We start from the raw sequence: 15661 nt of genomic DNA, 5'->3' as shown, positions 1-15661 counted from the left end.
CATCTCCCATCTTCCTTACTTTCTAACTTTAATCCTTCAATTCAATCGAAACATTCAGCCATTCATTATCAAATTTTGGGCTGTATTTCTTATAAAAATTAATAGCGGGTTCATTCCAGTTCAATACCTGGAAAACCATTCCGCTGTATTGGTTTGCTTTTCCATATTCCAAAGTGGCATCAAACAAAAGTTTTCCGATCTGTTTTCCTCTCATTTTTTCGGTCACTACCAGATCTTCAAGATACAGCCTTCTTCCTTTCCAGGTTGAAAACCGGTCATAATATAGGGAAATTCCTACAATTTCATTGTTCAGCTCAGCAACGAAAGCTCCCCAAACCGGAGATTTTCCGAAGCCGTCCTCTGTAAATTCATCTAGTGTTATAGTCACCTCATGAAGTGCCTTTTCATATTCTGCAAGTTCCTGGATCAGCTCCAGCATGGGAGCGCAATCTTCCCGGACAGCTTTCCTGATAATCACTTCACTCATTATGGTGCCTGTATTTTTGCCAAAATCCTGTTGACAATCTCTTCTGATGAAATTTCTTCTGCTTCCGCTTCAAAGGTAAGACCAATTCTATGTCTTAGTACATCCTGAGCCAACGCTTTTACATCTTCAGGAATAACAAAAGCTCTTCCCTTTAGGAATGCGTAGGTTCTGGATGCAATGGCAAGGTTGATGGATGCTCTCGGAGAAGCTCCGAACCCGATATAGTTTTTAAGCTCAGAAAGTCCGTAATTTTCCGGATAACGTGTTGCAAAAACCATATCCAGAATATATTTTTCGATCTTTTCATCCAGATAGATCTGGTTGATCAGTTCTTTGGCATCTACGATATCCTGCAGTGATATTACAGGTTTAATAACAGGCTGATGAGAGGTAGAAACCATTCTCATAACTGTTCTTTCATCTTCAAAATTCGGGTAATCTATTTTACACTTCAGCATAAAACGGTCGCTCTGTGCTTCAGGTAAAAGATAAGTTCCTTCCTGATCTATCGGGTTTTGGGTGGCCAGCACAAGAAACGGTTTCGGAAGTTTCATGGTTTCATCACCAATCGTCACCTGTTTTTCCTGCATCACTTCCAGCAATGCAGACTGTACTTTTGCCGGCGCACGGTTGATCTCATCTGCCAGTACAAAGTTGGCAAAAACAGGACCTTTTTTTATTGAAAAATCGTTGTCTTTGATATTGAAGATCATCGTTCCCACCACATCTGCCGGAAGCAGATCGGGCGTAAACTGTATCCTGGAAAATTCACCGTGAACAGCTTCTGCCAGGGTTTTGATCGCTAAAGTTTTTGCCAGTCCCGGCACTCCTTCCAAAAGGACATGCCCGTTACCTAGAAGACCTACCAAAAGGCGGTCTATCATATATTCCTGGCCAATAATCACTTTATTGATTTCCTGTCTGAGAAGGGAAAATAAGTAATTCTTTTCTTTTACTTTTTCCGTCAACTGGCGGATATCTTCAGCTTGATATGTATCTGACATAGCTTTAATTAAAAATAGGTGGTAAATTTCTGATAAATACTGGCATTAATCAACATAATGAATGCCATATTAGAGTTAAAGTTTGTTAAATATTCCTTTATTAATAACGTATCCAAATAACAGACAGGAATTTGTGGTGCTGTTTCTTTTTAAAACAGTTTGCTTCTCTGAAACATATTTCTTTCAATGACAACTCAGGTTATCATTGAAAGCATTGCAATAAGTGTTTACAGACTAAAGTTTAGTAATGCTAATGGTAAAAACATTTTCCGGCATATCAACCGTTTCTTCATAGGCCCCGACATTGATAAAATATTCGGTTCCTGCGGTTGTTGTAAATGTATAGGTTTCTGCAGCTCCGCCTCCGCCGTTGTCCACTGCATTTACACAGGCCAGATTACCACATGCACCGCTGTAGATATCCATCTGAGGATCATAAGCACTGCCTGCAGGCATGGTTATTTTAACAGTAAACTGACCACCATCCCCGGTAAATCTGAACCAGGTCCCATCGTTCATTGCATCAGGACACGTGGTTATAAATCCGCCATTGTTAGTGGCAGATACAGCATCACTCTGAGTATAGGTGTAAGGAAAAGCAGATGCCGCCAAAGCTCCGGAACACGCATCATTAACAGGTACGGGAGGAACTGTAGTAAAAATAACATCCGCACAGCCGGAAGATGTAAGACTCCCAGTAACGGAAGTAACTTTCAGATAATAAGTAGTATTCGGATTAAGAGGAACTGAAGGAGAAAAATCTGTAGCAGTTACTACCTGCTGATTAATAACATCTGTACCTCCCGCACTTGTTCCTAATGAAATTTTATAAGAATCGGCTCCGGAAACAGGAAGCCATTTAAAATTTGGAGTTAAAGAAACAAATTGAGCATTATTGATCGGATAATTAACAAAAGGACATGCCGGTGTAGAGCCAGGTGTTAATCCTGAAATTGTCACTGCAGCTTTATAATCCGCTCTTATTCCTCCGGGTGGAGTCGCAGGGTCAACGATCATACGGTCTCCTTTATAATAAAGAGTTGAATTCTGGATATGCGGATAAACACGAAAGGCTTCATCAAAATTATTAATATCAATACTTTGAGAATTTTCCTTTGCAGCGATCACTAAATTATCACTGTTATTATAGGCAAATGGTGTTGTAAAAGTAACTTCAACCTTGTTATTAGTTTTGGTTACGGTACCTGCAAATACCTGAGTCAGCTGTGAAGCTGGAATCCAGTCTGTTCCGGATATAAAGGATGTTTTAGTGGTATGCCCGACATAAACCGTCCAATCCGAAGAATCATTAATGCTGGCCAAAGGGTCTACATAAAAGGTAAGGCCCGTAATATTTCCCGCTGCAGCTGCATTTAATTCCTGTTTGGGATAGATCTGCTGAACATATGAATATGAAAAAAAACTACTTATAGGGGCCGTTCCGACATTTGAGCTTCCAATGTTTAAATTGATTTGGGCATTAAGCATTAAAGCTATCGATAACAAAGATAAAAGTAAAATTTTTTTCATTATTGATTAATTAATATTGAACATTGCGCTAATTTAATTATAAAATTTCAATTTTTCAACAAAACATGAATTATAAATACAATATAATAATATTTTAAACGAATATTTAATATATTTGTGGTAAACACCAACAATATGTATCAAAAGCTATTTTTTACAAGCATTCTTTTTGCAGGGCTTTTTCAATCGCAAACAACAAGCAGAATGAATTTGATTTCAGATGCAGTGTATTATGACGGTTACGCAGCCACAGTATCCGATCCGGTACCTGCCGGCCTCATCAGATTATCAAATACCAGATACGCCAGAAAACTTACAGATGCTGAACTGAACTCCTTTAAGGCAAAAATTGCCATGAGAGTGACTATAGGTGCTTTGTGTGATAATTATGACCGTCTGGGAAGCGTATATTTAGCCATGATACCTAAAAACCAGCCTACCTACACTATTAACGATGCGAATGTGAAAAGAATTGAGGTTGGCAGGTACATTACCCCATTTATGAGCAAAAACCGTAGCCCTACTGAGGTTCCTTATACATATGACTTAAGTAATTTATACAGCATATTTCATGATACCACATTACGTGCTTCTTATGATATGTATATGGAACTGGACGTTTTTGGCGTTCCTTATGCAGCTCAAACACAGGTTGCAGGATGTGCCGGCAGGATCGATGTCTTTTCAGGAACGCTTACCTTCTTTTCGACAGATGCAGGAGCCACACCCACAGACTACAATGCTCTAGTTCCTGTATTAACTTATAGCAGATTAAATAATTATAACAGCACCGATGTTCCTGGTGAAACCGTTAGAATCGTCAGTTTCAATCTTCCTAATGCAGTCACCAATGCCCGCTTCTATGTGATATCCACTCCTCACGGTGCCAACAGTGGTGGTGAAGAATATGTTAGAAGGCAGAATTACACCTATATAGATGATGTACAAATGCTTACCTATACTCCCGGAGGAATTTCCTGCGAACCGTTCAGGGTTTACAATACACAAGGCAATGGAATTTATGGAGCAGTCCCAAAATCACTTACAGAATGGACTTCATGGAATAACTGGTGTCCGGGTAACTCAGTTCCTGTCAGAGGCTTTACACTGCCTACTATAACCGCTGGAAATCACACCCTTAAACATACAATTCCAACTGCTGTTTTTAATCAACAGCAGGGAGATGTCTATTTATCCGTCTACATGCAGGGGAAAAGCAATGCCGCCTTGGACGTAAAGGACATTAAGACCGTAGATGTCAGCATATACCCTAATCCTACGGCTGATTTCGTCAATATAAGATCCAAAACAGATGTAGCTTCGATAAGCCTTTTCAGTATTGACGGGAAAAAATTAGCTGAAACTCGCGGGGAAAACAGAATAGACATTTCAACGTATACTGCAGGAGTCTATTTTCTGAATATTGTTATGAAGGATGGAATAACATTCAAACATAAAATCATCAAAAAATAAAAAAAATCTAATTCGGCGTGACATTTCCGGAATTACTATCATATTAACACCATACTCAGATTGTTTGAATTTGAAAAAAGTAAAGAGCTCTTTTGAATACTTTTCAGAGGAGTTTTTTTACGATCGATAAAAAGAACACAGCAATTAACATCTTTTTTCAGCATTTAAGAACATTTAATTCAATCCCTTATCCAAAAAATTGTCACTTCCAGTTTATTAAACTATTTTTGGTGATTAAAAATTTTTGCAAAATGAATTATCATTTTCAAGCACACAGACAAGTGAGAAAGAACCTTTTAAGTATTCTGCAGAACAATTCCCATGAAGATCTTCTGCTGATTCCTGACGGTTTCAATAACAATATGTACTGGAATATTGCGCATACGGTTGCTACCCAGCAGCTCCTGCATTATTATCTTAGTGGAAATCCTTTCAGAATAGATAAATATTGGATCGAAACCTACAAAAAAGGAACTCTCCCTAACCTGAATGTACAAAAATCTGAAGTGGAAGACCTTGAGTTTTTACTCACTGAAACTTCAAAGATTTTAATGAAAGATTATGACAGCGACTTCTTTTCAGATTATACACCTTACACAACCAGTTTTGGAATGGATCTGAAAAGCATTCAGGATGCCATTATCTTCAACAATATGCATGAAAGCCTACATTACGGCTATATCATGGCACAAAAAAGAGCAATACTTGGAGAGAACGGAAGATAGTGAATTCGAATTCACTGCGTGAGTCAATGGTCAGATGTGAATTTTATACATACCAAAATTGACTTACAAAGTAAAATTCACTATTGACTATTCACCATATAATTTATAATAAATTTCAATGAAAGACGATTTTATTTTCGGGCTGCGTCCCGTAATTGAAGCTATTGAAGCGGGAAAAACGATTGACAAGATCTTTGTGCAGAATGCACTTCAAGGTCCTATTTATGCTGAGCTGAAAACGATTTTAGCCAAAAATAAAATTCGTCCCAACTATGTTCCAATTGAAAAGCTGAACCGTTTTACAAGAAAAAACCACCAGGGGGTGGTTGCTTTTATTTCAGATGTTCCGTTTCACAAAGTGGAAGATATTGTTCCACAACTGTTCGAGGAAGGAAAAACACCTTTCCTTTTAATCCTTGACAGACTTACAGATGTGAGAAACTTCGGAGCGATCTGCAGAACAGCAGAATGTGTAGGGATAGATGCCATTATTATTCCTGAAAAAGGAGGAGCACCTATCAATTCAGATGCCATTAAAACGTCTGCGGGAGCACTTTACAATATCAAGATCTGTAAGGAATCGAATCTTGCGCATGCCGTAGATTTCCTTCAGCAGAGCGGTATTTCTGTATTTGCCGCTACCGAGAAAGCTCAGAAACTGATCTATGATGTGAATTTCACAGAACCTTGCGCTATTGTAATGGGGAATGAGGAAACCGGAATTTCTAAAGAAGTCATGCATCATTCAGACGAAAAAATAAAACTTCCTATCGAAGGAAAAACACAGTCTCTGAATGTTTCTGTAGCATGTGGAGCCATTTTGTATGAAGCGGTAAGACAGAAAATCGTAGCGGCTCCAAATCTTTAATCGGTAACGAATAAGTATTTTATCGTAATGTTTTGTGGTATTGTTATTGATGCACAGAACGGAAATATCAGTAAAATTTAAACTTAAAAAAAATTAAATGAAAAACGTAGCAGCATTAATGCTTATCTCATCTATAGCTCTTGTATCTTGTAAAAAAGAAACAGCAACCATCACTAAAGTAGATCCTAAAACAGGAAAAACAGTTACGGTAGAAGTTCCTGCCGATTCTGTAGCTAAAGTGGCTGAAAATCCTGCCATTAAAGATTCTGCGGGAGTTTTCACTCAGACATTTAAACTGGAAAAAGGAAAAACCTATCCTCTTACCACCTACCAGAGAGATGTGAAAACAATGGAAGATCCTCAGGGAAAAACGATTACAGCAACCAGCGAATCTACGGATGAAATGAGCTTCACCGTTAATGACATCAAAGGGAATGTGTATGATATGACCCTTAATCTTGTAGCAAAAAGAAATTCGCAGAGTGCACAGGGTAAAACAGTAATCGTAGACACCAAACTGGCTATCCCGAAAGAAGATGACCTGAAAATGATCTGGAATATCAACAAAGCTTTGACCGGGAATAAGCTTAACATGAAGATGGATACTAAAGGAAATGTAGTTTCTATCACAGGTTTCGATGCTGTTTATACCAAAGTTGCCGCTGCTGTAGGAACCCTGATCAAAGATGCCAATCAGAAAGCAAGCGTGGTAGCCAGTCTTAAAGAAACTTTCAATGAAAAAGTCTTGAAAGACCAGCTGAATAAAAACTTAACGATTATTCCTAAAAAAGGAGTGAAAATCGGTGAAAAATGGACTACTTCTGAAAACGCAGATCCAAGCGGAAGCGTTAAAGTAACTTCAAACTATGTACTGAAAAGTGTAGGAAACGGTGCTGCAGAAATTTCTGTAACAGGAGGAATTCCTAAAAAGACAGAAAAGAAGACGCAGGGACCTATCACACACAGTCTTAGCAGTGAGCTTTCCCAGAACGGAACCATTAAGTTTGACCAAAGTACAGGATGGATTACCAACCAGAACATTGATGTAAAAACAACACAGGTTGAGACTATTTCAGACGGAAAACAGTCACAGTCTATGAAAAGTATTTCCAAATCTTCTGTAATGGTCAATCCTTCTGCAAAATAATTGAATTAAAGACGTTTTAGGGTCAGAGGGTTTGAGAGTGAAAGGGTGTTAGAGTTTGAGAGGAGGTTTTTATTATTAATAATTGCTTTCATGATTATTGTATACCCTTGAATTTTAAACTTCAGGCTTTAAACCATAAACTTGAATTTAAATTAGAAATTATGAAGTACATTCTTGAGTTAGTTCTCTCTGCCATCATTATTTTCTTTGTCTGGAATATCCTGAAAAGGCTTTTCTTCAAGACCTTTTACAGCTATAGATTTGATAACAATAAAAATAATAACAGACAGCAGGATCTACACAACTCGAATAAGAATAAACAGAACCTCAACTGGGATGCAGAAACAGTTGACTATGAAGAGGTAAAAGAAACTAAAGACAAAAGGTAAAATCCAAAGAAATAAAAGATAATAACCCGTATGGCTAAAAATAAAAACTTAATTTATATTGCAATTTCATTAGTTGTATTTATAGTTTTAGCATTTTTATACTCCACCCCTGTTTTTTCCGGAAAGCAGCTTTTTCAGCATGATATCGTACAGTACAGAGGAGGCGCGAAAGAGCTCCTGGACTACAGAGCCGATACCGGAAACGAAACCTACTGGAGCGACTCCATGTTTGGAGGGATGCCGACCTATCAGATGGGCAGCCAGTTCAAAGGTGACATCATCAAAAAGATCGACAGCAACCTGAACTTCCTGCCAAGACCGGTTAATTATCTTTTCCTGCTTTTTGCAGGGTTCTTCTTCCTTGGAATGGTAGCCGTCAGAAACTGGAAATACGCCTTATTGGGTGCCACTTTCTTCGGGTTATCTACCTATTTTTATATTATTATAGCAGCAGGACACAACGGTAAAGTAAATACCATCGAGTATTTTGCACCGCTCCTTGCCGGAATTATATTAGTTTATATTAGGAAACAGTACATCTGGGGATTCATTGCAACGACCCTTTTTATGGGACTTCAGATTGCAGCCAACCACCCACAGATGACGTATTACCTGTTTTTGGCCTTAGGATTTTTATTCCTGTCCGAACTGGTAAGAGCCATCCAGAAAAAAACTCCGATGAAGCATTTTTTGATCTCATCAGGAATCATTGCTGCTTCATGCGCAATTGGTGTCGGGATGAACTCTCAAAGAATCATGGCCAATTCCGAGTACATCAAAGAAACGGTACGTGGAAAACAGATTCTGACGAATGAAAGCCATACTTCAGGACAATCAGGACTGGATAAAACCAGCATCCTGATGTGGAGCTACGGAAAGCTGGAAACACTGAATCTTTTCATTCCAAGGCTAATGGGTGGCGGAAGCCAGGAACCGGAAGCTAAAGAAATGATGAACAGGGTTCAGGAGCTTATCCAGGAAAATGTAGGGTCACAGGCTGAAATGGACCGAATTTCAAAAGGATTCAATGGGGTAACCTATTGGGGAGACCAGCCGGGAACTTCAGGTCCTGCCTATCAGGGAGCTGTCGTATGTTTCCTTGCTTTATTAGGATTTTTCTTCGCATGGAAAAAATACCGTTACTGGATCCTCGGAGCTTCCATTTTGACCGTTTTACTCGCATGGGGAAGCAACTTTATGCCGCTGTCTGACTTCTTTATAGACTACGTTCCTTTCTACAGCAAATTCAGAGCACCCTCTTCCATATTGGTGGTTGTGGAATTATTATTCCCTTTGATTGCCATTATCGGAATCTACAGGTTCTTTACAGACGAAAAACTGACAGAGGAATACAAAAAGAAAATCCTTATATATGTAAGCGGAGGAACTTTAGGAATTTTATTGATCCTTCTTCTTTTCGGAAAATCACTGCTTGGTTTTTATACGGATGGAGAAAAAACATATTTCCCGCCTTTCCTATTGGATTACCTTGCTGATGAGAGATTTAAATTATTCAGAATCGATGCCATAAAAGCATTGATCTATGTCGCTATAACGGCAACAGTTCTTTTCATGACCATGAAGAAAAAACTAAGCCAGAATATCGCTTTGATTATTATTGGCGCAGTGAGTTTATTTGATCTCTGGACGGTAAACAAACGTTATCTGAATGATGAGAATTATGTAGATAAGGTTTTTGCTGAAAATCCATTTCAAACAGAGAGTTCAGACCTGCTGGTTGAAAAAGTTCAGGGAAATCCGAACTTAGAATCTATTCTGGCGAACGTCAACGTTAATAAAACGCTTGAAACTATTGCGGAAAGAGACAAAACACATTACAGGGTTTTCAATAATATCTTAGGAACATTCAGTGAAACCAATACGTCTTATTTCAAATCTTCAATCGGAGGATACCATGCCGTAAAACTGAGAAGATATGACGATGTAATCAACGAGTATTTCCAGATCATGGACTCTGTAAAAGTACCGAATATCCTTAATCTTCTGAACGCAAAATACTGGGTGATGGGAGGTCCGGAAAAGCCTCAGGCCATGCCGAATCCTAAGGCCAACGGAAATGCATGGTTTGTAAGCGATCTGAAATTCGTGAATACACCAGACGAAGAAATCAAATCTATTGGCGTGATCGACAGTAAGAAAACGGCTGTCATTGCATCCTCAGACAAATCTTATTTCAGCAGTAAACCTGTTCAGGCAGATTCTACGGCATTTATCAATCTAACGAAATATCAGCCGAATGAACTGGAATTTAAATCTCAGTCGAAAACCCCTCAGCTGGCTGTATTTTCTGAAATCTATTATCCTCATGGATGGAAAATGTTTGTAGATGAAAAAGAAGTTCCTTACATCAAAGCAGATTATCTTCTGCGTGCTGTACACGTTCCTGCAGGAACTCACAACATCAGAATGGTCTTTGAACCAGAAGTGATACAAAAAGGTAAATGGCTATCGCTTTTATGCTTTGGATTGTTTATCGCACTGAGTGCATTCGGGATCTTCTGGATGAATAAGAATAAGAAAAAGCTAACTTTAACTGAAGAAAAAGCCTAAACGAAGTTATACTTAATACTCTTAATTCTTAACTCAAACCTTAATGGTTAAATTTTAAAACATTAAGAATCTTTTAAGTGGTTAAGAATATTAAGACTTATATTCAAATCTTCAATTAATGGAACAAAAAAAAATACTGATCATCACCTATTACTGGCCTCCTGCGGGAGGTCCTGGTGTTCAAAGATGGCTGAAGTTTGCCAAATATCTGCCGGAATTTGGCTGGAATCCCGTGATCTACACTCCCGAAAACCCAAGTTATCCCTTACTCGATGAAAGTCTTTTAAAAGATGTTCCGCAAAACCTGGAGATTGTAAAAACCAAAATATGGGAACCTTATCAGCTGGCTGAAAAACTGAATAAAAGCAATAAAAAGTTCAAAGCCGGACAATTTGATGTTGGTAAAAACCAAAGCTGGAAATCCAGACTTTCCATTTGGGTAAGGGGAAATTTCTTCATTCCGGATGCCAGGGTATTCTGGGTAAAACCTTCCATAAAATTTTTAGAACAGTATTTAAAAGAAAATAAAATAGATGTCGTGGTCACTTCCGGGCCGCCCCACTCTCTTCATATGATTGGCCTGGGATTGAAAAAGAAATTCCCTGCTCTAAAATGGATCGCCGATTTCCGTGATCCATGGACAGAAATTTCTTATTATAAACATTTAAAACTCACCAAAAGTTCCGACAGAAAACACCGTCAGCTTGAAAGTGCCGTCTTTAAAAACGCAGATATAACATTGGCAACAAGCTATACGGATGCTGAAAATTTCAGAAAAGCAGGAGCAAATGCTGTTTGTATCACGAATGGATTTGATGAAAGCGATTCAGCTCCAATCAATGTGGTGGGTGAAAAGAAAGAAACAACCTTTACTTTAAGCTATATCGGAGTTCTTGAACAGTTGAGAAATCCTGAAAACCTCTGGAAGGTCCTTGATGAGTTAGTCAAGGAAAATAAAGAGTTTGCAGACTATTTTATTTTGAAGTTTGCAGGAAGAGTTGACGATAAAATCCTGCAATCTATAGAAAATTCGAGCCTGAAAAATCATATCCTGAACCTGGGGTATATTTCTCATGACAAAGCTGTTGAAGAGATGGCCAATTCAAATCTGTTACTGATCACCAATTTCCCGAATGAGTCTTCTCAAGGAATTATTCCAGGAAAAATCTTTGAATACCTGGCGACCGGAAAGCAGATCATTTCTTTTGGTCCGGATGAAGCAGATGTTTCAAGAATACTTGCGGAAACAGGTGCGGGAAAACATTTCGGTTACGAAAATTCTAAAGCAGTCAAAGATTTTATCATAGAGAAATATGAGCTCTGGAAAAAAGGAGATCTTCTTGAAAACACTCAGAATATTGAACAATTTTCTAGGAGAAATCTCACTAAAAAACTGGCTGAAATTTTACCTTAAATTTGGAAATTTTCTGATAGGAAAGAAACCTGTCAATTCTCAGGATCATTATACAATGCCATAAATGCTTCGAATCCGCTCAGCATAACACTTTCTAAACTTTATAGTTATTTATTAGAGATGTCATGCTGAGCGGATTCGAAGCATCATTCATTTACAAAGATTAGTAACTTCCGGCTTCTCTCTTCCAGCTTCAAGCCTTTAAGCACAGGTTAGATTAAATTGTCCATTGATCGTTGACAACGGCCACCAGATATTGCTTACCCTGAAATTCTTCAAAAACGAAGCGGATAGTTTTCCAATCCATTCCGCCATTCTTTTCAGAACCTTTTATATAGTTTTCAGTGAAGTCCTGGCCAGGATATATTTTCTTTAAATTATTAAGTGAATTTCCTCCTGCAAGAAATTGATTGAATGAATATTGTGATGCCGTGAAGTCCGTGGAGAAAACCCATTTCGCTAAGTAATCCTTGATGGTTGCTTTATACGGATCTCCTGAACCGTCCTGTGCTCCCCACGTATATAAAGTTTTTGTCGGCAGGTATTTTTCAAAATCAGCTTTGGAAAAATGCATATCCTCTTTCGGGTCTACAAATCCATACATTGAAAAACTGATTCCTTTTTCCGGATGAATAAATGATGTGAAAGTCTTATAATCTTTACTTTTTAAAGCCTGTAGGATTTCGTCATTAGCAGTCTTTACAGCTGCCACATCCGTTTTTTTCTTCTGAGCTGCCGTTTCAATATTTTTTTCCTTAGCCTGAGCCATAGAATCTATCACATTAGGAACAGGTTTTTCAGGATTTTTCTTACAGGCCACTAACAGGGTTAATGCCAATACTGGAATAATGAAGTTTTTCATCTTTTCAATTTTTTAATTCATAAAAAACACCAAAACTGATGCCAATACAATATCCCTGATAGATAAGTTCTGTTGTCAATTTTCCACTTAATATCATGGTTTTAAGTAAATTTGTTGTATGGAAATTTTAGACATCCTTATTATCGGAGGAGGGCCTATCGGTCTCAATTGTGCCCTTGAAGCCAAAAAAAATAATCTGACTTACCTAATCATAGAAAAAGGAACTATTGTCAATTCCTTATATCATTATCCTTTATATATGCGCTTCTTCTCCACGGCAGAAAAACTGGAGATAGATGGTATTCCGTTCATTTCCACAGCTCCCAAACCCGGCAGACAGGAAGCCTTAGAGTATTATCAGGGAATCGCAAGACAAAAAGAAATCAATATTAACCTCTATGAAAAAGTCCTGAAGGTTTCCAAAACCGGAGATATCTTTGATATTGAAACCTCAAAATCAGCTTATAGAGCCAAAAATGTAGTGATTTCCACAGGATTCTACGATATTCCGAATCTGATGAATATTCCGGGTGAAAGTCTTCCGAAAGTGAAGCATTATTATACGGAGCCTTATCCATATGCAAAGCAGAAAGTAGTTGTAATAGGATCAAGTAATTCTGCAGTGGATGCGGCATTGGAAACTTACCGGAAAGGAGCCGATGTAACTATGATCATCCGTCATTCCGAAATTTCTAAAAGTGTAAAATATTGGGTAAAACCCGACATTGAAAACAGAATTACAGAAGGAAGCATCAAGGCTCATTTTAACTCAGAAATAGTAGAAATTACCGAGAATTCTGTCATTTTTAAAGATGAAAACGGACAGAACTGCGAGATTGAAAATGATTTTGTCCTGGCGCTGACCGGATATCTTCCCGATTTTGAGTTTTTAAGAAATTCAGGAATAGAATTGCAGGGTGACTGTCTGAATCCGCTGTATCATCCTGAAACCATGGAGACCAATGTTCCGAATTTGTATCTGGCCGGCGTTGTATGCGGAGGAAAAGATACCCATCTCTGGTTTATTGAGAACTCACGCGTTCATGCGCAGATGATTGTTGGAAATATACTTTGTAAGTAATATTAATTGTGCTTTTTATAGATTTTGAATTCAATTTCGCGAATTCTGATGTGATTACAGTCTGCTAAAATTCAACATGGGCTCCGAAGATAAAATTCCTTTTTGCAGCAGGATTATAGAAACGGCTTCCAAAAGCATTGATATCAAAACCGGCAACATAATCTGTATTGTAAAGGTTCTGAATCTGTAGATGTAGATTCAGTTTTGCCCTATCAATCCGTATTGGAAATCCTAACCGGATATTTCCTACCAGACTTGATTTTGACCAGACAGAATTGACGTCATTCAGAGGTATTTTTGAAATATAATAATGAGAATAGTCTACAGTAAGATTTTTAAAAAAAACAAAGTTGAATAAGCTGTTTACCATTGTGTCCGGTACTCCTGTAACCTTATTTCCTGAAAAATCATTATTCAGCTGTTTGTAATTTCTGAATTTAAAATCATAGAAGCTTCCGGAAAACCGAAACTTAAAGCTGTTGAATATTTCATTTTTAAGATGAAAACTTTTAGACTCTAAAAGAACTTCTACCCCTTTCTGCGTGATACTCCCCTGATTGGCAAAATATTCCTGCCCGCTTTCATTTTGTCTTCGTACAATGGCATCTTGCATCCTGAAATCAAAATAGCTTCCTTCAATAAAAATAATATTTCCAAACTGCTTTCTTATACCAACCTCTTTATTCCAGCCGGATTCAGGAACAAGATTAAAATTAAACTCCTGGTTGGAAGACCGGATTTCTTCACTTGTAGGAGCTGAATTTCCTTTTCCTATTTTTCCTCTTATCGAAAAACCTTTTCCCAACAGATAAGTAATTCCCAGGTTCGGAAGCCACTGTTCTTTAAATTTCACACGACCTATATTTGAAACCGGATACATCCTCTCCCATTCGTAGGAATTTGAATTTAAGCTTATCGAAATATCGGTAAAAAGCTTTTCATTAAAATTCAGTTTTTGTGACAGAAAATAAAAGCCGGAATTATTTTTCAACTGATCAAAATTCTGAGGATTACCTGGTATTCCTTTATTATTGCTGTAATTTTTAACCAGAATATTTTGATTTCCGCCCTCAAACCCTAACCTCAACGCCAGGGATATATTGTTCCAGTTTTTCTCATAATTTAAATGGGTCCTCAAGGCAAAATTCCTTTCAAATCTGTTTTCAAAATTTGTGATGAAAGGATTTTTAAAATCCACATAGGAACCCTGTACTAAAATAAAGTGTGAAAAATTTGGGTTAATGGCAGTCTCATGTGAAATTCCTGCCAAAACCATTTTATTACGGATTCCTGCATTCTGTTCCTTTGCGCTTAAAAGCCCGCCGGCAGCTGGCCTTGCATGTTTCCTGCCAGATTCCATTTGTTGCAGGATAAGTCCGCCCGGGGTTTCATAATCCAGATCAGCAAGCAATAATACAGTATTCAGCGAGGTCCTGGGAGCATATTTAAAATGATCTTTAAGATAGATCTGCTGCCTCTTTACAGTCGATTGCTCACGGTAAGAGTCTGTCTGGTAATAATCCTGAAAAATTTCAAAGAAATGTTTTCCTTTCTGACGGGCAACATTAAAATTCTGTTCAAAAGTTCCGTAACTTCCTATAGAAATGCCGGCAGATAAATGATCTGATTTCCTGGTTTGCAAAAGCACCGTTCCACCGGTTACAGCACCGTAATCTCCACTTTCCGGACCTTTATAGATCTCCATCCTGTTAATAAGCTTCGGGGATATGATATTAAAATAAGTATTCCCGGAAGCATCAGATAAAATGAAAGCGTCCAGATAGACTTTGATATTCCTTACTCCAAAAGGAGATCTCAGGGTGCTTCCACGGATTGATATCCTGTAGCTGGCTGGTGAGCGCTCTTCCATTCTGGCTCCCGCAATTTGATTGACTGCTTCCAGAAGTCTTTCCGGAGGATTCTGCTCCAGAAGATTTTCAGAAACAACGGCAACAGATTTCGTAGAAGTCATAAAGAGAACCGGTTTCTTATAAGCATCAATTTTCACCTCGGATATCAGAACGGCAGTATCCTTTTTCTGCGAAAAGAAAAACGACACAGTGAGAATAAAAAAGAATGCTAATAATCTCGTCATCAGCACAAAGCTAGC

At 38.1% G+C, this 15661-nt stretch carries 13 protein-coding genes; 8 read left to right on the top strand and 5 right to left on the bottom strand.

Annotated features, from left to right (window positions below):
• Positions 1-28 precede the first annotated feature (28 nt).
• From V6R96_RS12915 to V6R96_RS12905, 3 genes are all read right to left on the bottom strand, one after another.
• Entirely contained in the window at positions 29-487 is a 459-nt protein-coding gene (locus V6R96_RS12915) for a GNAT family N-acetyltransferase (RefSeq protein ID WP_111960722.1), read from the bottom strand.
• Positions 487-1491 (bottom strand): MoxR family ATPase, encoded by a 1005-nt coding sequence (locus V6R96_RS12910; RefSeq protein ID WP_111960720.1) that lies wholly within the window; start codon positions 1489-1491, stop codon positions 487-489. The genes V6R96_RS12915 and V6R96_RS12910 overlap by 1 nt, the downstream gene beginning before the upstream one ends.
• A gap of 234 nt (positions 1492-1725) precedes the next feature.
• Positions 1726-3021: a hypothetical protein gene (locus V6R96_RS12905; protein ID WP_336378721.1), complete on the bottom strand. Its 1296-nt coding sequence runs from the start codon at positions 3019-3021 to the stop codon at positions 1726-1728.
• Positions 3022-3225: 204 nt separating this feature from the next.
• Here V6R96_RS12905 and V6R96_RS12900 point away from each other — a divergent pair, with 204 nt between their 5' ends.
• From V6R96_RS12900 to V6R96_RS12870, 7 genes are all read left to right on the top strand, one after another.
• Positions 3226-4494 (top strand): peptide-N-glycosidase F-related protein, encoded by a 1269-nt coding sequence (locus V6R96_RS12900; protein WP_336378722.1) that lies wholly within the window; start codon positions 3226-3228, stop codon positions 4492-4494.
• Between the two features lie 251 nt (positions 4495-4745).
• On the top strand, positions 4746-5219 hold the full coding sequence (locus tag V6R96_RS12895) for a DinB family protein (RefSeq protein WP_111960714.1): 474 nt from the start codon (positions 4746-4748) through the stop codon (positions 5217-5219).
• A 118-nt stretch (positions 5220-5337) separates the two neighbouring features.
• Positions 5338-6087: a 23S rRNA (guanosine(2251)-2'-O)-methyltransferase RlmB gene (gene rlmB, locus V6R96_RS12890; protein ID WP_336378723.1), complete on the top strand. Its 750-nt coding sequence runs from the start codon at positions 5338-5340 to the stop codon at positions 6085-6087.
• 97 nt (positions 6088-6184) lie between these two features.
• Complete coding sequence (locus tag V6R96_RS12885; RefSeq protein WP_111960708.1) at positions 6185-7234, top strand: DUF6263 family protein; 1050 nt, start codon at positions 6185-6187, stop codon at positions 7232-7234.
• Positions 7235-7395: 161 nt separating this feature from the next.
• Entirely contained in the window at positions 7396-7623 is a 228-nt protein-coding gene (locus V6R96_RS12880; RefSeq protein WP_111960786.1) for a hypothetical protein, read from the top strand.
• Positions 7624-7653: 30 nt separating this feature from the next.
• Positions 7654-10194 (top strand): YfhO family protein, encoded by a 2541-nt coding sequence (locus V6R96_RS12875; RefSeq protein ID WP_336378724.1) that lies wholly within the window; start codon positions 7654-7656, stop codon positions 10192-10194.
• A 118-nt stretch (positions 10195-10312) separates the two neighbouring features.
• Positions 10313-11608: a glycosyl transferase family 1 gene (locus tag V6R96_RS12870; protein WP_336378725.1), complete on the top strand. Its 1296-nt coding sequence runs from the start codon at positions 10313-10315 to the stop codon at positions 11606-11608.
• A gap of 217 nt (positions 11609-11825) precedes the next feature.
• On the opposite strand, the gene V6R96_RS12865 is transcribed toward V6R96_RS12870, so the two are convergent.
• On the bottom strand, positions 11826-12470 hold the full coding sequence (locus tag V6R96_RS12865) for a hypothetical protein (RefSeq protein WP_336378726.1): 645 nt from the start codon (positions 12468-12470) through the stop codon (positions 11826-11828).
• A gap of 118 nt (positions 12471-12588) precedes the next feature.
• Between V6R96_RS12865 and V6R96_RS12860 the strand changes: the two genes are divergently transcribed.
• Entirely contained in the window at positions 12589-13551 is a 963-nt protein-coding gene (locus V6R96_RS12860) for a YpdA family putative bacillithiol disulfide reductase (protein WP_336378727.1), read from the top strand.
• Positions 13552-13615: 64 nt separating this feature from the next.
• Here V6R96_RS12860 and V6R96_RS12855 read toward each other — a convergent pair whose 3' ends face one another.
• The gene (locus tag V6R96_RS12855; protein ID WP_336378728.1) at positions 13616-15646 is read right to left on the bottom strand and encodes a TonB-dependent receptor domain-containing protein; all 2031 of its coding nucleotides are present in this window, start codon (positions 15644-15646) and stop codon (positions 13616-13618) included.
• Positions 15647-15661 lie beyond the last annotated feature (15 nt).

The organism is Chryseobacterium sp. CCNWLW53 (assembly GCF_037083525.1).
Classification (GTDB): domain Bacteria; phylum Bacteroidota; class Bacteroidia; order Flavobacteriales; family Weeksellaceae; genus Chryseobacterium; species Chryseobacterium lathyri.
Note: the sequence above shows the minus strand (reverse complement) of the source record. Positions and strands in the feature narration are given on the sequence as shown.